General features: G+C 65.4%; 20 protein-coding genes and 2 pseudogenes. 5 read left to right on the top strand and 17 right to left on the bottom strand.

Features of this window, described 5'->3' with window-relative positions:
• The first annotated feature begins 1 nt into the window (after position 1).
• The gene (cobA, locus tag ACVRRC_RS09580; RefSeq protein ID WP_125920843.1) at positions 2-745 is read left to right on the top strand and encodes a uroporphyrinogen-III C-methyltransferase; all 744 of its coding nucleotides are present in this window, start codon (positions 2-4) and stop codon (positions 743-745) included.
• A 93-nt stretch (positions 746-838) separates the two neighbouring features.
• Here the strand turns inward: cobA and ACVRRC_RS09575 are convergent, their stop codons facing one another.
• From ACVRRC_RS09575 to ACVRRC_RS09540, 8 genes are all read right to left on the bottom strand, one after another.
• Positions 839-3,193, bottom strand: coding sequence for an efflux RND transporter permease subunit (locus tag ACVRRC_RS09575; protein WP_014596958.1), 2,355 nt, complete (start codon positions 3,191-3,193; stop codon positions 839-841).
• Positions 3,194-3,209: 16 nt separating this feature from the next.
• Positions 3,210-4,208 (bottom strand): WD40/YVTN/BNR-like repeat-containing protein, encoded by a 999-nt coding sequence (locus tag ACVRRC_RS09570; protein ID WP_472996909.1) that lies wholly within the window; start codon positions 4,206-4,208, stop codon positions 3,210-3,212.
• Positions 4,209-4,650: 442 nt separating this feature from the next.
• Positions 4,651-7,311, bottom strand: a complete 2,661-nt coding sequence (pepN, locus tag ACVRRC_RS09565; RefSeq protein ID WP_200631763.1) for an aminopeptidase N — start codon at positions 7,309-7,311, stop codon at positions 4,651-4,653.
• Positions 7,312-7,530: 219 nt separating this feature from the next.
• A complete protein-coding gene (locus ACVRRC_RS09560) occupies positions 7,531-8,370 on the bottom strand; it encodes a DUF2797 domain-containing protein (protein WP_014596961.1) in 840 nt (279 codons plus the stop codon).
• Positions 8,370-8,648: a YeaC family protein gene (locus tag ACVRRC_RS09555; RefSeq protein ID WP_011913532.1), complete on the bottom strand. Its 279-nt coding sequence runs from the start codon at positions 8,646-8,648 to the stop codon at positions 8,370-8,372. Before ACVRRC_RS09555 ends, ACVRRC_RS09560 begins: the two co-directional genes overlap by 1 nt.
• Before the next feature lie 71 nt (positions 8,649-8,719).
• Positions 8,720-9,577: a rhomboid family intramembrane serine protease gene (locus ACVRRC_RS09550; RefSeq protein ID WP_125920841.1), complete on the bottom strand. Its 858-nt coding sequence runs from the start codon at positions 9,575-9,577 to the stop codon at positions 8,720-8,722.
• Positions 9,574-10,542, bottom strand: a complete 969-nt coding sequence (locus ACVRRC_RS09545; RefSeq protein WP_011913534.1) for a metallophosphoesterase — start codon at positions 10,540-10,542, stop codon at positions 9,574-9,576. The genes ACVRRC_RS09550 and ACVRRC_RS09545 overlap by 4 nt, the downstream gene beginning before the upstream one ends.
• Positions 10,542-11,429 carry an NAD(+) kinase gene (locus ACVRRC_RS09540; RefSeq protein ID WP_013983038.1) on the bottom strand — a complete coding sequence of 296 codons (888 nt, stop codon included), beginning with the start codon at positions 11,427-11,429 and terminating at the stop codon, positions 10,542-10,544. Before ACVRRC_RS09540 ends, ACVRRC_RS09545 begins: the two co-directional genes overlap by 1 nt.
• 201 nt (positions 11,430-11,630) lie before the next feature.
• Here ACVRRC_RS09540 and ACVRRC_RS09535 point away from each other — a divergent pair, with 201 nt between their 5' ends.
• Together ACVRRC_RS09535 and chrA are read left to right on the top strand one after the other, a co-directional pair.
• Entirely contained in the window at positions 11,631-12,593 is a 963-nt protein-coding gene (locus ACVRRC_RS09535) for a DUF1853 family protein (protein WP_221293231.1), read from the top strand.
• A 58-nt stretch (positions 12,594-12,651) separates the two neighbouring features.
• Positions 12,652-13,872 carry a chromate efflux transporter gene (gene chrA / locus ACVRRC_RS09530; RefSeq protein ID WP_472996908.1) on the top strand — a complete coding sequence of 407 codons (1,221 nt, stop codon included), beginning with the start codon at positions 12,652-12,654 and terminating at the stop codon, positions 13,870-13,872.
• Positions 13,873-13,878: 6 nt separating this feature from the next.
• Here chrA and ACVRRC_RS09525 read toward each other — a convergent pair whose 3' ends face one another.
• Positions 13,879-14,631, bottom strand: coding sequence for a sulfite exporter TauE/SafE family protein (locus ACVRRC_RS09525; protein ID WP_472996907.1), 753 nt, complete (start codon positions 14,629-14,631; stop codon positions 13,879-13,881).
• Between the two features lie 109 nt (positions 14,632-14,740).
• Here ACVRRC_RS09525 and ACVRRC_RS09520 point away from each other — a divergent pair, with 109 nt between their 5' ends.
• Positions 14,741-15,697 (top strand): LysR family transcriptional regulator, encoded by a 957-nt coding sequence (locus tag ACVRRC_RS09520; protein ID WP_472996906.1) that lies wholly within the window; start codon positions 14,741-14,743, stop codon positions 15,695-15,697.
• A 3-nt stretch (positions 15,698-15,700) separates the two neighbouring features.
• Here ACVRRC_RS09520 and ACVRRC_RS09515 read toward each other — a convergent pair whose 3' ends face one another.
• Complete coding sequence (locus ACVRRC_RS09515) at positions 15,701-16,042, bottom strand: ribonuclease E inhibitor RraB (RefSeq protein WP_011913540.1); 342 nt, start codon at positions 16,040-16,042, stop codon at positions 15,701-15,703.
• A 313-nt stretch (positions 16,043-16,355) separates the two neighbouring features.
• Positions 16,356-17,216, bottom strand: coding sequence for a polyamine aminopropyltransferase (gene speE / locus ACVRRC_RS09510; RefSeq protein ID WP_472996905.1), 861 nt, complete (start codon positions 17,214-17,216; stop codon positions 16,356-16,358).
• A gap of 186 nt (positions 17,217-17,402) precedes the next feature.
• Between speE and ACVRRC_RS09505 the strand changes: the two genes are divergently transcribed.
• Positions 17,403-18,278, top strand: coding sequence for a DNA-3-methyladenine glycosylase family protein (locus ACVRRC_RS09505; RefSeq protein ID WP_472996904.1), 876 nt, complete (start codon positions 17,403-17,405; stop codon positions 18,276-18,278).
• Between the two features lie 8 nt (positions 18,279-18,286).
• Here ACVRRC_RS09505 and ACVRRC_RS09500 read toward each other — a convergent pair whose 3' ends face one another.
• The 6 genes and pseudogenes from ACVRRC_RS09500 to ACVRRC_RS09475 form a co-directional block, all read right to left on the bottom strand.
• Positions 18,287-18,847: a histidine phosphatase family protein gene (locus ACVRRC_RS09500; protein ID WP_048328902.1), complete on the bottom strand. Its 561-nt coding sequence runs from the start codon at positions 18,845-18,847 to the stop codon at positions 18,287-18,289.
• A 3-nt stretch (positions 18,848-18,850) separates the two neighbouring features.
• On the bottom strand, positions 18,851-19,042 hold the full coding sequence (locus ACVRRC_RS09495; protein WP_011913544.1) for a PLDc N-terminal domain-containing protein: 192 nt from the start codon (positions 19,040-19,042) through the stop codon (positions 18,851-18,853).
• Between the two features lie 6 nt (positions 19,043-19,048).
• On the bottom strand, positions 19,049-19,258 hold the full coding sequence (locus ACVRRC_RS09490; RefSeq protein ID WP_011913545.1) for a PLD nuclease N-terminal domain-containing protein: 210 nt from the start codon (positions 19,256-19,258) through the stop codon (positions 19,049-19,051).
• 221 nt (positions 19,259-19,479) lie between these two features.
• Positions 19,480-20,025 carry a 1,2-dihydroxy-3-keto-5-methylthiopentene dioxygenase gene (locus tag ACVRRC_RS09485; protein ID WP_011913546.1) on the bottom strand — a complete coding sequence of 182 codons (546 nt, stop codon included), beginning with the start codon at positions 20,023-20,025 and terminating at the stop codon, positions 19,480-19,482.
• A 52-nt stretch (positions 20,026-20,077) separates the two neighbouring features.
• Positions 20,078-20,261 (bottom strand): annotated as a pseudogene (locus ACVRRC_RS09480) (methylthioribulose 1-phosphate dehydratase); the annotation flags it as partial.
• 7 nt (positions 20,262-20,268) lie between these two features.
• Positions 20,269-21,406, bottom strand: a pseudogene (locus tag ACVRRC_RS09475) (MFS transporter).
• Between the last annotated feature and the right edge of the window lie 49 nt (positions 21,407-21,455).

Raw genomic sequence — 21,455 nt, 5'->3', positions numbered from 1 at the left:
CATGAGCGCAAAAGTCTGGCTGGTAGGCGCCGGCCCTGGCGACCCGGAGCTGCTGACCCTCAAGGCCGTGCGCGCGCTGGGCGAGGCACAGGTGGTGATGATCGATGACCTGGTCAACCCCGCCGTGCTCGAACACTGCCCGAACGCTCGCATCATCCCGGTGGGCAAGCGCGGCGGCTGCCGCTCGACGCCGCAGGCCTTCATCCACCGCCTGATGCTGCGCTACGCCCGTCAGGGCAAGTGTGTGGTGCGCCTCAAGGGTGGCGATCCGTGCATCTTCGGCCGTGGCGGCGAGGAGGCCGAATGGCTGGCGGCGCGCGGCATTGAGGTCGAGCTGGTCAACGGCATCACCGCCGGCCTGGCCGGCGCCACGCAATGCGGCATCTCGCTGACCCAGCGCGGCGTAGCGCGTGGCGTAACATTGGTCACCGCGCACACCCAGGATGACAGCAGCCTCGAATGGCAGGCGCTGGCCAAAAGCGGCACCACGCTGGTGGTGTACATGGGTGTAAGCAAGCTGGAGCAGGTGCAGGCCGGGCTGCTGGAAGGCGGGATGAACGCCAGCACGCCGGTGGCCATGATCGAGAACGCCTCGCTGCCCCAGCAGCGCGAGTGCCGCTCCAGTCTCGCCGGCATGTGTCGCGACGCCCACGCCTTCGAGCTGAAGAGCCCGGCCATCCTGGTGATCGGTGACGTGGCCGCGCAGGCCGTTGCGCAAATGCTGAGCCAGACGGCCTGGGCCTGATCCTCCGGGCCCCGGAGCGTTGGCCCCCTTCCCTTTACTTCCACTCAAAAAAAACCGCGGCCCAAGGGCCGCGGTTCTTCGCTACATCCCGGCTCACCCCTGCTGACGCAGCTTCTCCGGTTTGATCAGGAAGCGCGCCAGGGCAGGCAGCAGCCAGATCGCCCCGACCATGTTCCAGAGGAACATGAAGGTCAGCATCAGACCCATGTCGGCCTGGAACTTGATCGCCGAGAACACCCAGGTCACCACACCGATCGCCAGGCAGACGCCGGTGAAGATCACCGCCTTGCCGGTGGACTTCAACGTCTGATAGTACGCCTCCTGCAGGGTCAGACCCTGACGCAGGAAGGACTCCAGGCGGCTGTAGATGTAGATGCCGTAGTCCACACCGATACCCACGCCCAGCGCGATCACCGGCAGCGTGGCGACCTTCACGCCGATGCCCATGAACGCCATCAGCGCGTTGCCGAGGATCGAGGTCAGCACCAGCGGCAGGATCACGCAGAGCGTCGCGGCCAGCGAGCGGAAGGTCAGCAGGCACATGATGCTCACGGCCAGGTAGACGGCGATCAGCATGGTGGTTTCCGATGCCGCGATCACCTCGTTGGTCGCCGCCTCGATCCCGGCGTTGCCGGCTGCCAGTACGAACTCCAGGCCCTCGCGGTTGTTCTCCTCGGCGAAATCCTTGGCCGCGGCGACCACGTGCTCCAGCGTCTCGGCCTTGTGGTCGTTGAGGAATACCAGTACCGGCGCCAGCGAGCAGTCGCTGTTGTACATGCCTTCGGCGCGGGCGATGGAGTTGTTCAGCACGTGCTGGTTACGCGACAGCGTTTCCCATTTCAGGCTGCCCTCGTTCATGCCCTTGATGCCCTGGCGCGCCACCGACACCATCGACACTGCCGACTGCACGCCCTCGGTGTTCTGCATCTTCCACATCAGCTCGTCCATGGCGGCGAGCGTGTCGTAGTGCGAACAGCCTTCCGGTGCGGTCTTGACCATCACAACCAGCACGTCGGAACTGGTCGAGTAGTTGCGGATGACGAAATCGTTGTCCAGGTTGTAGCGCGAATCCGGGTGCAGCTCCGGCGCGCCCTGGTCGAGATCGCCGATCTTAAGGTTCTGGCCGTACCAGAGCCCGCCAGCCAGCGCCACCACGGCGATGGTGATGGAAATCGGTGCCACGGTCGGGCTGGCGAAGTTCGACAGCGCACGCCAGAACGGATGGTCGCGCGAGGCCTCTTCACGGGCCTGCTTGATCGCCTTCTGGCTGATGCCCATGTAGGAAATCGCCACCGGCAGCAGGATCAAGTTGGTCAGGATGATCACCGCCACGCCCAGCGACGCACCGATGGCCAGCTCGCGGATCACGCCGATGTCGATCAGCAGCAAGGTAACGAAGCCCACCGCATCCGACAGCAACGCCACCATGCCTGGGATGAACAGCTGGCGGAACGCCATGCGCGCTGCCGTCACCGGGTCTTCGGTGAAACCGGAGGCCATGGCGATGCCGTTGATCTTCTGCACGCCGTGGGAAATGCCGATGGCGAACACCAGGAACGGCACCAGCATCGAATACGGGTCAAGCCCGAAGCCGAGGGTGTGCAGCAGGCCGAGCTGCCAGACCACCGCGATCAGCGTGGTGATCAACACCGCGATGGTGCTCTTCAGGCAACGGGTGAACCACAGCAGCAGGACGAAGGTGATACCGATGGCGACGATGAAGAACAGCGCCACGCCCACCAGCCCGTCGATCAGGTCACCGACCTTCTTGGCGAAGCCGATGATGTGCACCTTCACGTTCGGGTTCTGCGCCTGGTACTTCTCGCGGATTTTCTCTTCCAGCTCGTGGGAGAACTTCTGGTAATCCAGCTTGATCTGCCGCCCCTGGTCTTCCGGATCCGGATAGGACTCGAGCAGCGGCACGTCGATGATGCTGGACTTGAAGTTGTTCGCCACCAGGCGGCCGATCTGCCCGGACTTGAGGATGTTGTCGCGCAGGTCCTCGAGGCTCTCGGGCGAGCCGTCGTAGGTCTGCGGGATCACCTCGCCACCGGCGAAGCCTTCCTCGGTGACCTCGGTCCAGCGCACGCTGGGGCTCCACAGCGACTTCATGTTGGAACGGTCGACGCCGTGGATGTAGAACACCTCGTCGTGGATCTGCCGCAACGTCTCCATGTATTCCTTGGAGAAAATGTCGCCCTCCACCGCTTCCACGGAAATCCGCACGGTGTTGCCGAGGTTGGCCAGGTCGTTCTGGTGCTCGAGCATCTTCTGGATATACGGATGCCCCAGCGGAATCATCTTTTCGAAGCTGGTCTGCGGCCGAACCTGGGCCGCCTGGTAGAACAGGAACGCGCTGATCAGCAGGCAGAGGACGACCACTGCCGGCCGGTTGTTGAAGATCAGGCGCTCGAGGAACGACGCCGGCTTCTGTTGGTGCTTGGTCATGCAGACTCTCCCGGCTTTATTGTTTTGGGGCCAGATCCGCGCCCGATGGCGAGGCGATGCGAACACCGCCCTGCCCTACCAGGATCAGGTTGCCTTGGGAATCGGAGGTGACGCCCGACAGCGAACGGCGATCGGGACGGTTGACGAGCTTGAAGCTGCGACCCTGGTCATCGCTGGTGAGCACAGCTCCGCCATGGCCGACCACCGCGATACGGCCATCGCGCAACAGGCTGCCATCGGCGAGCCCGGACTCCAGCGCATGGCCGTTGCCGTTGCGCAGTTCAATGCCCTCCCAGCTGTCGCCGAAATCGGCGGAGCGGAACAGGTGGCCACGCAGGCCGAAGGCGATCACAACACCGGGCTCCGAGCCGCCGACCACGCCGAAGAACGAGCCCTGATAAGGCGACTCGACCTTCTCCCAGGTTTCGCCCATGTCGGCGGAGCGGAACATGCCGCCCATTTCGCCAACCACGAACAGGCCGGAGCCTTCGATATGGGCAATGGCATTCAGGTGGAAGCCGTCTTCGTTCTCGAGCCGGTCGCTGATGTCGTCCCAGCTCTGGCCGCCGTCGATGGTTTCGATCAGCGCACCATAGGCACCGACCGCAATGCCGTGCTGGGTGTCTTCGAACCACACGTCGAGCAGGGGTGCTTCACGCTCGCGATCTTCGTACTGCACTTGCCAGCTTTGTCCGCCGTCGCTGGTCGACAGGACCAGGGCATCATGGCCGACCGCCCAGCCATGCTTGTCGTCGACGAAATCGATGGCCGTCAGCAGCTGACGGGTCGGCACCTTGGCCTGGGTCCAGCTGTTGCCGCCATCGTCGGAATAGAGGATATGGCCACGATCACCGGCCACGACCAGGCGATCACCGGCTTCAGTGACATCGAGCAGAAGGTTGGATGCGGCTTTCGCCGACTCGATGGAATAGCGGGTCTGGCCATCGGTAGCAGCCTGGACCGGCGCCGTTGCCGACAGCAACAGGAGCGAAACGGCGCCGCATAGCGAGAGCATGCCGGCAACCGATGAGTGAAAACGCGACGCCCTCGCCTGGCATGGAACCACGGCGCGGCCGAATAGTGTGCGCCGCTGAACGGGCTCACTCATACATACCCCCTTTATTCTTATTAGGTAAGGCCTGCACTACAGGCGCAGCCATCCTAGCCAGCTTCCGCAGACAGGCACAATTGGCCGGACGTTATGAATTGTTAACTCTCGCGCAATGATTGACGCGTGATCACTCAGGCTGATTGGGCCAGTGGCCAGTATGGCGACTGACTGGGTCGCCGTCGAAGTGACGATCGGACGCGGCGCGCCAGGGGATGGTCACGACAACGGGGATGCGATACGTCGATTGCGCTGCCGAGTCTTGAGCGGGCCATGGGGAGCGGGTGGGGCTGAAGCGCCACCCTACCGGGCAAAGACGGCCGATCGCGGGCACGATCGGCCTTCGGACTCAGGCGAGGCTCTTGCTCACCACTTCATAGACATCGCTGGACAGTTCGCCGGAGGCCAGGATGCGCTCCAGCTCACCCTTCATCAGCGCCTGACGGGCGCCGTCGTACTTGCGCCAGCGGGTCAGCGGCGCCAGCAGACGCGAAGCGATCTGCGGGTTCAGGGCGTTGAGGGTGATCACCTGATCGGCCAGGAAGCGGTAACCGGCGCCATCGGCGCGGTGGAAGTTGACCAGGTTCTGATTGGCAAAGGCACCGATCAGCGCACGCACCTTGTTCGGGTTCTTCAGGGTGAACGCCGGATGCTGCATCAGCTGCTGCACGCGCTCCAGCCCGCCGGGCAGCGGGCTGCCGGCTTGCACGCTGAACCACTGGTCCATCACCAGCGGGTTGTCCTTGAAGTGCTCGGCGAAGGCCTGCAACGCCTTGTCGCGCTCGGCCTCGAATGGCGAGTTGACCAGCACCGCCAGGGCCGTCAGACGCTCGGTCATGTTGTCGGCATGCTCGAACTGCTCCAGGCAGGCTTCGAGCACCTCGGTCTTCTCGCTCAGCATCAGGTAGGACAGCGCGATGTTCTGCAGGGCGCGGCGCGCGAAGTGCTCCGCGGAGGCGACATAGGCCGTGTTGCGGGAGGTCTCGCGATTGGCCTGATAGCGGTGCCACAGCGGCTCGAACAACGCATCGGCGATACGCTTGCGGGCAAACTCTCGGGCGGCATGAATGGCATCCACGTCGGCCACTTCGCTGATCTCGGTGAGGTAGGCTTCGCCTGGCAGCGAGAGCATCTCGGCAACCATCGCTGCATCCAGCGTCTCGTTCTGCAGCAGACTGCGCATTGCCTCGATCAGACGCTCGTCCAGCGCCAGTGCTTCACCGCGCTGTTGCTGGCCGATCAGCTCCTGCAACACCTGCACCGACAGCTGCTGACCCGCTTCCCAGCGATTGAAGCCGTCGGAATCGTGCTGCATGAAGAACATCAGCTGATCGCGGCTGTACGGATAGTCCAGCTTCACCGGTGCGGAGAAGCCGCGCAGCAGAGACGGCTGCGGACGCTCGGGTACGTCGACGAAGGTGAAGCTCTGCTCGGCCTCGGTGACCGCCAGTACCCGGCTGGTGCCCTGGGCCTGCGCCTCACCTTGCAGGCGCAGCGGCAAATCGCTGCCATCGGCAGCCAGCAGGCCCAGCTCCACGGGAATCACGAATGGCTCCTTGGTCGGCTGGCCGGGCGTCGGCGGGCAGCTCTGGCGGAATGTCAGGCGATAGGTCTGCGCCGCCTCGTCGTACTGCTCGCTTACCGACAGGCGCGGGGTGCCGGCCTGGCTGTACCAGCGCTTGAACTGCGACAGATCGGCGCCGTTGGCATCTTCCATCGCCTTGACGAAATCATCGACGGTCACGGCCTGGCCATCGTGTCGCTCGAAGTACAGGTCGCTGCCCTTGCGGAAGCCTTCCTTGCCGAGCAGCGTCTGGATCATGCGCACCACTTCGGCACCCTTTTCGTAGACAGTCAGGGTGTAGAAGTTGGAGATCTCGATGAATGACTCCGGGCGCACCGAGTGAGCCATGGGGCCGGCATCCTCGGCGAACTGGTGGGTGCGCAGGTAGGCGACGTCCTCGATGCGCTTGACCGTCGGCGAATTCATGTCGGCGCTGAACTGCGCATCGCGGAAAACGGTGAAGCCTTCCTTGAGCGACAGCTGGAACCAGTCGCGGCAGGTCACGCGGTTGCCGGACCAGTTATGGAAATACTCGTGGGCCACGATCGCCTCGACCCGTTGGTGCGCGGCATCGGTGGCGGTTTCGGCGCGGGCCAGCACGGCGCTGGAGTTGAAGATGTTGAGGCCCTTGTTCTCCATGGCGCCCATATTGAAGTCGTTCACGGCGACGATCATGAAGATGTCCAGGTCGTACTCGCGACCGTAGGCCTCTTCGTCCCACTTCATCGACTTCTTCAGGCTGTCCATGGCGTGCTGGCATTTGTCGATGTTTTCCGGCTCGACATAGATGCGCAGCGCCACCTCGCGTCCGCTCATGGTGGTGAAGCTGTCCTCGACACACCAGAGGTCACCGGCCACCAGAGCGAACAGATAGGCCGGCTTCTTGAACGGGTCTTCCCAGGTCGTCCAGTGACGGCCGTTGTCCTCGCTGCCACTGGCGATCGGGTTGCCGTTGGAAAGCAGCACCGGATAGGCCTTCTGCTCGGCGCTGACGGTGGTGGTGAACTTGCTCATCACATCCGGGCGGTCGAGGTAGTAGGTGATCTTGCGAAAGCCCTCGGCCTCGCACTGGGTGCAGAACATGCTGCCGGACTTGTACAGCCCCTCGAGCGCGGTGTTGCTTTCCGGATGGATGACCACCGAACTGTCGATGACGAAGCTGTCGCTGTCCGGCTGCAGGGTCAGGCAGTCTTCGCTGAGCTGATAGTCGCCCAGACTCAGGGCGCGGTCATTCAGCGCAATGGACAGCAGCTCGAGCTGCTGGCCATGCAGCTCCAGCGGCGGCAGCTTGCCTGCCGGGCGCTCGGGGTTGCGGCGCATCACCAACTGGGCGTGCACCAGCGTGCGATCCTCGTACAGCTCGAAGGTCAGGTGGGTTTCATCAATCAGGTACTCGGGGGCCTGGTAATCCTTCAGATGAATGACTTTCGGTTGTTCGGTGCGCATGGAAACCTCGTCGACTGAGCTTCAAGCGGCAAGCTTCAAGCGGGATATGGCGATGGACTGCCAGCTCGGGGGCCGGCGTGCGAATGAGTTCGAGCTTAGCGTCTGTCGCGGCGGACTTGTAGGGTGGAGAACAGCGAAGCCTGCTCCACCCCTTGCTCCAGGCCGCTCGTCATTGAGCCTGGCGCCCCATGACCGCGGGCAAGCGAAACGTCATCCACCCTACGCGGCGGCGCTGGCGGCCACCTGATAGGCGGTGAACTTGCGGATATTGATCACGCCGGTATCCAAGATCAGGTATTGACCCTTGATGCCCAGGAGCGTGCCCTCGACCACCGGGGTCTTGTCCAGATCCAGGCTCACGACCTTCGTCGGATAGGCCTCCACCGGATAGCGGATCTCCACCACCTCGGCGTCGGCCACCGGCTGGATCGCCTGCAGACCATAGCGCTGCTGCAGATCCCGCACCCCGTCGGCGCAGGCATCGAAGATCCGCTCGCGCATCTCGACCAGGTCAATGGGCTCGGCGTCACCCTTGAGCAATGCTCGCCAGTTGGTGCGATCGGCAACCTGGCTGCGCAGCAGGTCTTCGACCATGCCCGACTGCTGGCGGGTAGCGACACGCATGATCGGCAGCGCCTGGCTCGCGCCCTGGTCGAGCCAACGCGTCGGCAGCTGAGTGGCGCGAGTGATGCCCACCTTGATGCCAGACGAGTTGGCCAGATAGACCACATGATCGGTCATGCAGAAATCCAGGCCCCACTGCGGATCGCGACAGGTGCCGAAATCGTGGTGGCACTTCTCCGGGCTCATGATGCAGACATCGCACTGCGGCAGTTTCTTGAAGCAGGGATAGCAGTAACCCTGGCTGAAGCTCTTGTTGGTCTTGCGCCCGCAATGGGTGCAGTGGATGGCGCCCAGGTATTCCAGCCGCAGCGTCCTGCCGATCAGCGGATTGACCGGCACCAGCCCTTCACCGAGGCGAAAGGCGTACTGCACCGGCACGCCCGACTCGAGCTGAACCGACATCTTCTCCAGCGCGCCGCGTCCGAGCTCCAGCATCAGTGGCGGGTTCCGGAAGCCGGTGCGAACAGGCTGGTGTCGATGGCGGCCTCGGCCTTCTTGCTCTTGGAGCCGCATTCCTGGCCACCCATGTAGCCGGTGCGCTCTTCTTCGGGAAGATTCTTCATCTCCCAGGCGATCACCGCCTGCATGCAGGTTTCCTTCTGCTCGGGGGTCAGCTTGCGGCCGTCAGCCCATTTGCCCAGTTCGAGGGCCTGCTTGAGGCTCGCGTAGATTTCGGGGGTGATGCTTTCGGCGGTTTGGATAAAGGTCGACATGGCCAGCTCCGAGGGAAACGAGCGGCCATTCTACCGGGCTGTCGCGCTTTAGGGAAAAGCGCGACAGCCCGCTAACGACGCCGCGCCAGGGTGCCGCCGATCACGCCGGTCACGCAGCCTGCGACCAGCCCGCCGACATGCGCCGCGTTGGCGATGGCCAGCGCGCCGAAGCTGAGCACCTCGATGACGCCGGTCAGACAGATCACCAACCACACCAGCATCAGCACCACCACCCCAGGGGGCAGCCGGTAGGTTTCGTTGGGGGCGAGCTTCTGATACAGCCAGCAATGCCCCAGCAGGCCGTAGAGCACGCCGGACAAACCACCGAAGATGCCCGGCCCACCGAACAGATACTGCGCGAAATTGGAGATCAGCCCGAACAGCAGCGTCAGCGCCAGCAGCATTGGCGCACGCTGACGAGCCTCGATGCGCCGGCCCAACTCCCAGTACCACATGCTGTTCATGGCCAGGTGAAGGATGCCGAAGTGCACGAAAATCGGCATGATCAGCCGCCACCACTGACCGGCCGCGAGACTCTGCTCCAGCGTGGCAAAGTAGGCGTACTCGCCGTCGATGCGAAAGTCGACGAAGTTCAGCCAGCGGATCGTGGCAAAGTTCTCACCGAGCAGGGTGATCCCCGCCACCGCCAGGGTGATCAGCAGCACCGCCGCGGTGAGCGGGCTGGCACGCAGGGCAGCGACGAAGCCGCCGCGCCGCCGGGGCTGTTCGACCAGCACACTGTCGTCGCCCTGGGGGTAGCGCGCATACAGGTCGCGCACCTGCTCGACCACCTCGCTCGGCACCCGCAGCACCTGCTGGTCGCCCTCCTCCGAGACCCGGCAAGGCACCCGCAGGCGACGCAACAGGGCGATGAAGCCGCTGAGGTCTTCGGACAGCGGCAGGCGCAGGGCCTCGCTCACCGAACTCATCGGAACACCGCCTGCACGTCCACCCAGGCGAACTTGGTCGGGTCCAGGCGCGTTTCCTGGTCCAGCCGATAGGCCACCAGCTTGCCGTTCTTCACCGCGCTGTAATCCAGGCAGGCCAGGTTGTCGCGGATCGGCCCCGGGCGACCGCGGCGCCAGTAGTGGCCGACGAACAGGAGCGGCTCATCCGGCCCATAGAGAAACAGGCGGTTCTTCTGCTGCGGCGACAACGGCAGGCGCGCCGCGTGCTCCGGCAGCCCATCGGGCTGGAACACCACGTCACCGTAGGTCTGCGGGTTCTCTTCCCAGAACTTGGTGCGGAAGAAGGTCCGCACGAACCCTTCCTCGCTGGTCAGGGTCATCCCCTCCGGCAGCGGCATGTCGGTGCCGCGCAGCAGCCGATCCAGCGCCTGGCAGATGAAGGTGCCCGGCAGGCCGGCCTCGCGCAGGATCGCCGGGTTGATCCGGCCATCGTTCAGCAACGGACGCAGGCGCGCGATCACGCGGCTGTCCCAGCAGGCGTGTACCACGCGAAAACGCTCGGTTTCGAGAAACAGCGGCAAGTCGTAGAACCACTCGCGAAAGGCCTTCCACTCCTCGGGGTAGTGCTCGAACTGCTGGAAGGTTTCCTGCAGCAGCCGAGCGAAGCGTGGCGAGTGTTCGCGCACGAAATCGCGACCGCTGCCCGGCGGGGCCGGCATGTACCAGCCCAGCGCGTTGAACTCGTGGTTGCCCATGATGCAATGGGCCTGGCCGTGGTCGACCATCGCATGCACCAGGTGCAGTGCCTCGCGGATGTGCGGCCCACGGTCGATGATGTCGCCGAGGAAGATCACCTGCCGGCGCGGATGACGCCAGACACCGCCCTGGAGGCGATAGCCCAGCTGATCCAGCAGCCGCGCCAGCGCATGGCCACAGCCGTGGATATCGCCGATCAGGTCGTAGCCACGCTCGGGATCCAGCTGCATCAATCGCCTCCGCCGAGGCGACTGCCCCAGCCCAGCTTGGTCCGGCAGACTTCGTAGTAGTTGTGATCCAGCGGGTGGATCAGGTGCAGCTTCTGCGGCTTCTTGCGCACGGTCACGGTGTCGCCAGGCGCGCAGGTGAAGTGGTTCTGGCCATCGCAGGACACCTGCGGGTAGATCTGCATGTTCGGCGACACCACGATCTTCAGCTCGCTGTTGCCGTCCACCACGATGGGCCGGCTCGACAACGTGTGCGGGTACATCGGCACGATGACGATGGCATCCAGGCGCGGATGCATGATCGGCCCGCCGGCGGACAGCGAGTAGGCGGTGGAACCGGTGGGCGTCGCCACGATCAGGCCGTCGGCCTTCTGGCTGCAGACGAACTGACCGTCGATGTACAGCTCGAACTCGATCATGCGCGTCGACTTGCCCGGGTGCAGCACCACGTCGTTGAGGGCATCGCCCTCGCCGATCGGCTCGTCGAAGCGACGCGCCTGGGCCTCGAGCAGGAAGCGGTTCTCAAGGGTGTACTGGCCGTTGAGCACCTCGGCAACCTTCTCTTCCAACTCATCCGGGCGGATGTCGGTGAGAAAGCCAAGGCTGCCGCGGTTGATGCCCAGCACCGGCACGCGGTGCCGGGCCATTGCCCGGGCGGCGCCGAGCAGGCTGCCATCACCGCCGACCACGATCACCAAGTCGCAGGATTCGCCCAGTCGCTGCCGCGACGAAGTCTGCATGCCGTGCCCGGGGAGCACCTCGGCGATGTTCTCCTCGAGGATCACATGCAGATGGCGTTCGACGAGAAATCGCTTCAGCCGGCGGATGGTATCCAGCACCTGGGAGCTGCCCAGGCGGCCAATGATGCCGATATTGCGGAATTGCTCCATTGAAGTTCCCTGGTGTGGCTGGCAGAAGTTGCAGGCGTTCGCAGCGCTTGAACACCAACATGCACTTGCGAGGCCGCCGCAGCGGATCGACGCGGCCTGCACCGACTGTGCTTAGAGCCTCGGTCAGGCGCGGGTGTTCAGCGGCACCGGATTATCGGCGAAACGTCGAACCGGCGGCAAACCGACGGCTATGCTGCTGACATGAACCCTATCAGTCTTGCCGAGCTGTCCAGCGTCCTTCGCCATCCGCAGGTGCGTGATCTCGCCTGGACGCTGCTGTCGCCGCCCCTGCTGAGCGAAACACCTCCCCGCCAGCGTCACCCCCTGAGCGCAAGCCGCTGGCACAGCGAGCCGGGGCTGCTGGCCGACTGGCTGCTGTGCCAGGATGCCGAGCCTTCGGTCCTCGAGGCCTGGCTGTCGCAGCGCAGCAATCGGCGCCTGGGGTTGTACTACGAACGGCTCTGGCAGTACGCGCTGTGCCAGGCGCCCGACCTGCAGCTGATCGCGGCCAACCTGCCGATCCGGCAGAACGGCAGCACCCTCGGCGAGCTGGACCTGCTGTTCTGCGATGACCAGGGCGTGCACCATCTGGAGCTGGCGATAAAGCTCTATCTGGGCTTCGGGCCCGGAGACGGCAGCCAGCACGACCACTGGCTCGGCCCCGGCAACCACGATCGCCTGGACCTGAAGCTCGCCCACCTGCGCCAACACCAGCTGCCCTTGTGCAACCAGCCGGCCGCCCGCGCCGTGCTCGCCGAGCTTACCGGGCGGGAGGTGCAAAGCAGCTTCTGGCTCAGCGGCTACCTGTTTCAACCCTGGCCAGACGGCTGCGCCCCGCCCCATGGTGCCAACCCGCACCACCTGAGCGGCCGCTGGCTGCGCCAGGCCGACTGGCCGGTGTATCAGGCCGCGGCGGCCGGCACCATCTGGCAGCCACTTCCGCGTGCCGCCTGGCTGGCTGCTGCCCGCGTGCCGCAACCGGACCTGTGGACCTCGGACCGCCTTGCCGAGTGGCTGGCCGGAGATCCGGCACGCGCGCGGGCGCAACTGCTGGTGCGTCTCGAACCCCACGCATCCGGCGACTGGCTGGAGCAGGAGCGGCTGTTCCTGGTGGCGGACGACTGGCCGCACAACGGTGAGTCGGCACGCGCGTCATCGGCGTGACACAATTGCCGGCTAGGATTTCCGCTCGATTCACCCTTGCAGACCAGCACGAATTCGCATGCCCATCGACGCCCAACGCCCATCGTCCGGCGAGCCTCTGAGAGCCTGGAGCATCTTCCTGATATTCCTGCGCCTGGGGCTGACGTCCTTTGGCGGCCCGGTGGCGCATCTGGGCTATTTTCGTGACGAATTCGTCCAGCGCCGCCGCTGGTTGGACGAGCGCGGCTACGCCGATCTGGTTGCGCTCTGCCAGTTCCTTCCGGGCCCGGCCAGCAGCCAGGTCGGCCTGGCAATCGGGCTGCTGCGCGGCGGCTACCGAGGTTCGCTGGCGGCCTGGGCCGGCTTCACGCTGCCCTCGGCCGTCGCGCTGACGCTGTTCGCTCTGGGCATTGCCCGCTGGGGCGACGCCCTGCCCGGCGGGTTCATCCAGGGTCTGAAAATCGTGGCAGTGGCGGTCGTCGCCCAGGCGGTTTGGGGCATGGCGCGAACGCTGTGCAGCGATGGCCCGCGGCTGGCCATCATGCTCGCCGCGGCGAGCGCCGTCTTGCTGCTGCCTTTCGTCTGGAGCCAGGTGGCGATCATCGTCGTGGCGGGCTTGATCGGATTGCTGGCGTTCCGCCCGGCGTCAGGCGAGGTGCACCCCGACCTGCCCGTACGCATCAAGATGCGCACCGCGCTGTCTGCCTTGGCTGCGTTCTTTGCCCTGCTGATCCTGCTTCCCGTGCTGGCCGGCGTCAGCGGCAGCCAAGCGCTGGCGCAGGTCGATGCGTTCTATCGCACCGGTGCGCTGGTGTTCGGTGGCGGACACGTGGTGTTGCCGCTACTGCAGGCCGAGGTCGTGCCGTCCGGCTGGGTCGACAACGACGCCTTCCTCGCCGGCTATGGCGCCGCCCAGGCCGTACCTGGACCGCTGTTCACCTTCGCGGCCTTTCTCGGGGCCTCGATGAACAGCGGCCCAAGCGGCTGGCTCGGCGCAACCATCTGCCTGCTCGCGGTGTTCGCGCCCTCCTTCCTGCTGGTGTTCGGCGCATTGCCGTTCTGGGAGCGCCTGCGCGGCAATCGCCGCAGCCAGGCGGCGCTGACGGGCGTCAATGCCGCCGTGGTCGGGTTGCTGCTGGCGGCGCTGTACGACCCGGTCTGGACCAGTGCGATCAAGGCCGCGGAACACTTCATGCTGGCCGTGCTGGCGTTCGCGGCGCTGAGCTACTGGAAGCTGCCACCGTGGTTGGTGGTGATCGCCGGTGCGCTCGGCGGCGGCCTGCTCGGCCTGACGAGCTGAAACCGCTCAGCTTTCCATCGCCAGCAGCACCGCACTGGCCACCAGAAAACCGCTGAACAGCAGGCGCAGCAGGCGCTCCGGTAATGCGTGAGCAAGGCGCACGCCCAGGCTGATGCTGAGCAGGCCGCCGACCGCCAGCGGCAAGCCCAGCAGCCAGTTGACCTGCTGATGCAGCGCATAGGTCACCAGGGTAACGCCAGTGCTCGGCGCAGCCAGCGCCAGCGAAAGCCCCTGGGCGACCACCTGCGAGGTGCCGAATACGCTGGTCAGGATCGGCGTGGCAATCACCGCACCGCCCACGCCGAACAGCCCGCCCGCCGCCCCGGCCCCCGCACCGAGCACGCTGAGCCATGGCCAGGAATGACGCAGCTGGCCATCTCCAGGCGCCGGGCGCAGAAACACGCGCAACAGCGTGTAGGCTGCCAGCGCCAGGAGAAAGCCGACGAAGGCCAGGCGCATGCGCCCGGCGTCCAGCGACACCGCCACAGCGGCACCGACGATCGCGAAGACGAAGCTGGCGCCAGCCAGCGCCGCCGCGTGGCTCCAATCGATGCGATTGCGCTGGTGATAACGCCAGATGGCGAGCAGCACGTTGGGCACCACCATCACCAGTGCCGTGCCCTGCGCCAGTTGCTGATCCAGCCCGAACAGCACGCCCAGTACCGGGATCGCGATCAGCCCGCCACCGATGCCGAACAGTCCGCCGAGCGTGCCCAGGGCCAGACCCAGCAATACGTTCAACCCGATGTCCAACAGCATGTTCGCGCTCCAGCCTCAATGAGGCGCCCATGCTACGCCGCCGCCGCTGGCGTCGATACGCACAGCCGCGCACAATGGCTTTGCCTATTACGCACAAGCCGGTAACCCGATGCTGCCAGACGCCCTTTCCGCTCAGCTCGAACTCTTCATCGACGTGCTCGAATACGGCAGCTTTTCCGCTGCCGCGCGCCGGCATGGCCTGACGCCCTCCGCCGTGGCGCGGCGAATCGATGCGCTGGAAGCGGCGCTGGGCTGCCAGCTGTTCAGCCGCAGCACCCATGCCGTGCGGGCAATGCCTGCCGCCCTTGCCTTCGCCGAGCGCGCCCGGCGCATCGTTCAGGAACTGCACCTGGCCCGGGCCGAGGCGACATCCCTGGACAGTGCACCGGAAGGCCGCATCCGCATCGACGCACCGGCGCCGTTCGGGCGGCGACATCTGGCGCCGGCCCTCGCCGAGTTTCTGCAGGCCTATCCCGGTGTGGATATCCAGTTGCGGCTGATCGACAGCTTCGTCGATCTGCATGGCGAGCACCTCGGCGAGGTCGATCTGGTGCTGCGCATCGGCCCACTCGCCGATACGCGCCTGGTCGCCACGCCCCTGGCGCCGATGGTGCGCATCGTCTGCGCCAGCCCGGCCTACCTGGAGCGTCGCGGCGTGCCGCTGACCCCCGAGCAGTTGCCTGAACATGATGGCCTCGACTGGGATGCGCTGGCCCCGCCGCACGCCTGGCGCTTCGAACGAAACGGGCGATCGCAGCTGTTGCGCCCGGGGCGTCTGCGGATGGTGGCCAACAATGCTGAAGCGCTGCTGGCGGGAGCGCTGGCCGGGCTCGGAATCGCCCACCTGCCGACCTGGCTGATCAGCGAGTACCTGCTGCGCGGCGAGCTGTTGCCGTTGTTCTGCGAAGGCGGGTTGCCGCAGCCGGAAGCCAGCGGCATCTATGCCCTGCGCCTGACGCGCGAGGCCGACTCGCGGACCCGACTGCTGCTGGAGTTTCTCAAGTCCCGCTTCGGCCCGGTCCCGCCGTGGGACCAGGCGCTCAACAGCGGTCTGAAAAGGGAGTGACGGTCACAGGCTCTGGCTTTCGATTTCCTGGGTGACGCCCCAGCCATCGAGTACCCCACCCAGGGGTTCGACAAGATCCTCAAGATCCTGCTCGAAGTCGCCGATGCCGTCGAACGTCGCATACATCACTTTGCTGACCTGCAGATTCCAGCTTCCGTCCTCACGCGGAAAGACCTGGGTGTTGATGGTTTCACCGCGAAAATTCTCGGCGGCGGTCTGGGCGCGGTCCCGCTCGGGGAAGACCGCATAGAACTCGATGGGATGCACGCGGGCGAAATCGAAACCGCCCTCTTTCATCCGGCGCAGAACGGTGCTGCTGACATCCTCATGGAAGGTGGTGCTCATGATTCAACCTCCTCTCATACCTGGATGAAGTTGCCACGAGCTCAGCGGGAGATCGGCTCCGTCGTCGAGACATCGGGCAAACGGGAGTCGCAACAGCTAGTCGAAGAGACGCGGTGGACGGTGTCCACAGTGACAAGCTAGCAGGCCACGCGTCTGACTGCACGGGCTGGATGGCTCGACGCCACCGCGCGCCAGAGTCGCGGGCTCCATCAGTAGAACCCGCCGAACCTGCAGCAGTTCAACCGGGCCGGCAATGCAAAACGGCCCGCGCCGTTGCCGGGCGGGCCGTTCAGGGCGATGCGGCCGTGCCCGCTCAGTCGTTGCTGGGCTTGGCAATCGCGTGCAGCAGGTATTGCGGCAGCGCAAAGGCGCCAATGTGCACGTGCGGATTGTAATAACGGGTCACAATCCCGCTGCCGCTATAGCGCTGCATCAGGGTTTCCAGCGGCAACTTGCGACTCTCGGCGTTACAGGCACCCCAGGCGAAGCTCATCGCGCCGCCAACGTAGGTCGGCACCGCGGCCAGGTAGAAGTGCCAGTCGGCGAACAGCCCCTGCATGCGTTTGGCGGTGGTCTGCAGCTCGCCCAGCTGCATGAATGGCGTGCCGTTCTGCGCGACCAGGATGCCGCCCTCGTTCAGGCAACGGCGGCAAGCCTGGTAGAAGTGCTCGGAGAACAGCGCCTCGCCCGAGCCGATGGGATCGGTGGAATCGCAGATGATGACATCGAACCGCTCTTCAGTGGTCGCCACGAAGTGCATGCCGTCATCGAACACCAGGTTCAATCGCGGATCATCGAAGGTGCCGGCCGAGTGGTTCGGCAGGAATTCCTTGCACAGCTCCACCAGGGTGCGGTCGGTCTCGACCATGGTGATGCTCTCGATATCACGATGGCGCGCCACCTCACGCAGGATGCCGCCGTCGCCGCCACCGATGATCAACACCCGGCGTGCCAGGCCATGGGCCAGGATCGGCACATGGGCAAGCATTTCGTGGTAGATGAACTCGTCGGCTTCGGTGGTCTGGATCACGCCGTCGAGGGCCATGACGCGGCCCATGCGGGCATTTTCGAAGATCACCAGATGCTGGCGTTCGGTGCGCACTTCATGCAGCAGCTTGTCGATCTGGAACCGCTGCCCGTATCCATCGTAGAGAGTTTCCTGAAAGTCGCTCATGGGTGTCTCCCTTGGCAGCCATCGCGCGCAAGGCCGCGACGTCTGCAGGCTGGCTGAGGACGGGCGATCGAATCGCCCACCGAAAAGAGGCGCATTCTACGTTGGCCAAGATGACAGGGGGAACCGCGAGGGTTTGAAAGCACACTTCGGGGCGACAAAGCGGCGCCCAGGCGCTAGGGTCTGGAAATGACCGAAACCATCCACCTGCCCTACCTCGAACCCTGGGACTGGCAACAGTTCCACCGCCACTTCGCCCTGCGTCTGCTGCCGGGCGTGGAGCGCCTGGACCTGCGCGGCTATGCCCGTACGCTGCGCCTGGGTGATGCCCGCGGCTGGCTCGGTGTGAGCGCGGCGCACGACCGGCCGGCGCTCGAGCTGACCCTCAGCGACTCGCTGCGGCACGCCAGCCAACCGCTGGTGGCCCGGGTGCGCAAGATGTTCGACCTGGATGCCGACCCACAGGCGATCGCGGCGCATTTCGCCGGCGACCCGGCACTCGGCCCGCTGGTCTCGGCACAACCCGGCCTGCGTCTGCCGGCGGCGTACGACCCGTTCGAGCAGGCCGTGCGCGCGGTGGTCGGCCAGCAGGTCACGGTGAAGGCGGCGGTGACCATCACCCGCCGCCTGGTGGAGCGTCTCGGCGAGCCGTTGGCACAGGCTCCGATCGGGTTGGAGGTGCTGTTTCCCACCGCGCGGGCGATCGCCGACGACCCGCTGGAGAACATCGGCATGCCGGCCAAGCGCGCTCAGGCGCTGCGCCGCCTGTCCGGCGCGGTGGCCGAGGGCGCGTTGCACCTGCATGTGGAGGATGGCGCCGATACGCTGGTCCGTCGGCTGTGCGAGGTGCCCGGCATCGGCCCCTGGACGGCCGAATACATCGCGCTGCGCGGTTTTGGCGTGGCGGACGCCTTTCCCAGTGCCGATCTGGGTTTGCTCAAGGCGCCGCTTTGGGGAGCGGATGGCCTGACCGCCAAGGCGCTGGCCGAACGTGCCGAAGCCTGGCGCCCATGGCGGGCCTACGCAGCCATCCACATCTGGGATAACTACGCCCGGGGCGGCTGAGGAAACGGTTACGGCGGCGCGACGCGCGCCAGCACCTTCGGCGCAACGGCCAGCGGCCGAGCCAGGATCAGCCCCTCGCCCGACTGCGGAAAGATGCCGGTCAGCGCGGTGATATTGACCTGATGGGTGACCAGCACCGCTACCTCGCCGGGTTCCAGTTCGGTGAGGGCTTCGCGCAGCGCGGCGGTCTGCAGTCGCTCGCTGGTCGGCGAGGCGAAAAAGGAGTCCAGCGCCGGTAGCGGCTCGACCGGCGCTAGTGCCATCTGCTGCGCCGTGTCCAGTGCACGGCACCAGCGACTGCTCAACAGACGTACCCTGGTCAGGCCTTTCTCGCGCAGCAGCTCGCCCCAGCGTCGGGCTTGCGCCCTGCCGTGCTCATCAAGATTGCGTTGGGTGCTGCAGTCATCGAGGACGAAGCCAGGCGGGTCGCCCAGCCCCGGCGCATTCGCGTGGCGCAGGAGCAGTAGTGCCCGCCCTTCGCGTAATGCCTGCCAGGCGTCACCATCATCGGCCTGCAGCGGGCCTACGACGAAGAGCAGCGCGACGAGCGCCAGGCCGATGCCACGCATGCTTCACAGCCGCGCCTTGCCAAACGGCCCGGCCGCGACCGCCCACATGATCAGGCCGACCACCGGCAGCAGTACGATCACCAGCGTCCAGATGATTTTGCGACCAGCCTCGATGGGGCTGCGCCAGACATGCGCGATGGCGAGCACATCCAGCACCAGCACCACCAGGGCCAACGGAGCGCTGAGGCTTTCCATCGGTGTTTACCGCAAGGGCCCACGGTCGTCGGGGCGATTGCCGCGCGGTCCCATGATTCCCCAGATGATAAGACCGAGCACGGGCAGGATGACGATCAAAAGAACCCAGAGCACTTTCTTGCCGCTGGTACTGTCGCTGCGAACGATGCTGATGATTGCCCAGATATCCAGTATCAGGATGAGCAGGCCGAAAATTCCGCCGAATGCATCTCCCATGGGTACGCTCCTGTTTGGGTGGGTACCTAAATTAGGATGCCGGCGCGGCGGCAGGGTTCAGTTCCCGTGCCAGAGCGGCTCAGCAGCGCCTTGGAGCGATCAGGGACTAGCTGATTGTTCACGGTTACCGAGCACGCCGCTGGCGCGGGCTGGCAGGAGGCCAGCTCCTGCTAGTGCTCGCTGGCTGTATGTTCGGTGAGGGTGAGCGCTGGATCGGCCGCTCAGTCGTCCAGGCGCGGGAACTGATCGGCGATGCGTTCGCCGGTGAACTGCGCCGTCCAGCCGTCCGGATTGTTGAACAGGCGAATGGCGACGAAGCTCGGCTGCTCGCCCATGTCGAACCAGTGGCGGGTGCCGGCAGGCACGGAGATCAGGTCGTTCTTCTCGCACAACACCGCGTAGACCATGTCCTCGATATGCAGGGTGAACAGCCCGCGGCCAGCGACGAAGAAGCGCACCTCGTCCTCGGCGTGACGATGCTCGTCAAGGAATTTGGCGCGCAGTTCGTCCTTCTGCGGATGATCGCGGGACACACTGATGACATCGACGGTCACGTAGCCGCGCTCGGCCATCAGCCGATCGATCTGCGGCCGGTAGGCGGCGATCACGTCCTCCTGGCTGGCGCCTGCGGCGACCGGCGCGCTGGCGTCCCAACGCTCCAGTTGCACACCGACCTCGGCCAGGGTCGCGGCGATGTCCTCGAGGTGGGTCAGGACCTTGAGCGGCTGCTCGGGGCGGGATTCGTGATAGACACTGAGGACACTCATGTTCGGCTCTCCGAAGGATCGCCCGGCCGATCACTGCCGGCCAGGCAGAAATTCATCTGTTGTGCAGGGCGCGCATCTTCAGTTCGCATTCGAAAAGGAACTCGAACGCCTCGATCTGACGCAGCGCGTCGCTCGTCTTCTCGCCCCGGGTGTACAGACCCGTGGCCGCGGATCAGCCAGCCGACGCAATAGCGGTGCCGGTCAAGCCAGGATTGCCGCCTCGAAGCCAGCGCTGCGTGGCGGTCACGCGCGATCCTCCTGCAAACGGAAGGCAATGATAACGGCTGCTGCCAGCGCCGCCAGGCTGGCGATGGCAAACGACCAGCCCGGGCCGAGCCCGGACCAGGCATATCCGGCATACAACGCCCCCAGCGCGCCGCCGATTCCGGACAGGCTGGCATACAGCGCCTGCCCCTGACCCTGCTGGCGATGGCCGAAGCTGCGCTGGACGAAATGGATGGCCGCCGCATGGAAGCTGCCGAAGGTCGCCGCGTGCATCAGCTGCGCGATCAGCAGTACGCCGAGATGATCGGCCAGCTGCCCGAGCAGTAGCCAGCGCAGCGCGGCGATCAGGAAGCTCGCCAGGAGCACCTGGCGCAGCGAGAAACGCTCCAGCAGACGCGCCATGACCAGAAACAGCAGAATCTCCGCGACGACGCCCAGCGCCCACATCAGACCGATAAAGCTGCGGCTGTAGCCGAGCGCTTCCAGGTGGATGCTGAAGAAGGTGTAGTACGGGCCGTGAGCCAGTTGCATCAGGGCCACGCAACCGTAGAAGGCCAGTACGCCGGGGCGCCGCAGCTGGGCGAGAAAGCCGCCCTGCCCGGCCGACTCGGCGCGCTGGCGCGGCTGCGCGTTCGGGACCCAGACACTGCTCAGCACGATGCCCAGCATCACCGCAGCGACAGCGGTCGGATACAGGTCCAGACTCAACCGCTGGAACAGCAGCCCAAGCCCCACCACCGCCAGGATGAAGCCGATGCTGCCCCACAACCGTACCTGGCTGTAGCGCTCGGGCTGCTCGTGCAGATGCGCCAGGGTGATGCAGCACGGCATGCCAGAAGAACGCATGCAGGGCCATCACCAGCGCCAGCCAGGCGAAGCTCTTGTCGAAGAAGATCAGGCCGAAGGACAGCAGCGTGCACAGGGCGCCGAGGCGGACGATCTCCAGCCGGCGGCCGCTGACGTCGCCCAGCCAGCCCCAGAGATTCGGCGCCAGACAGCGCATCAACATCGGAATGGCGATCAGCTCGCCGATGCGCTCCGGCGAGAACCCCAGATGGGCGAAGTACAGGCCGAGAAACGGCGCCGTCGAACCGAGCAGCGCGAAGTAGAAGAAATAGAACCCGGAGAGGCGCCAGTAAGGGAGCGAAGCGGTCATGGCAACAGGCGTTCAGGTTGCAGCGCGCGGCGTCAACGCCGGCGCGCCG

This window comes from Stutzerimonas sp. LR2 (genome assembly GCF_055755175.1).
This window is presented reverse-complemented; position numbering and strand designations above follow the sequence as displayed.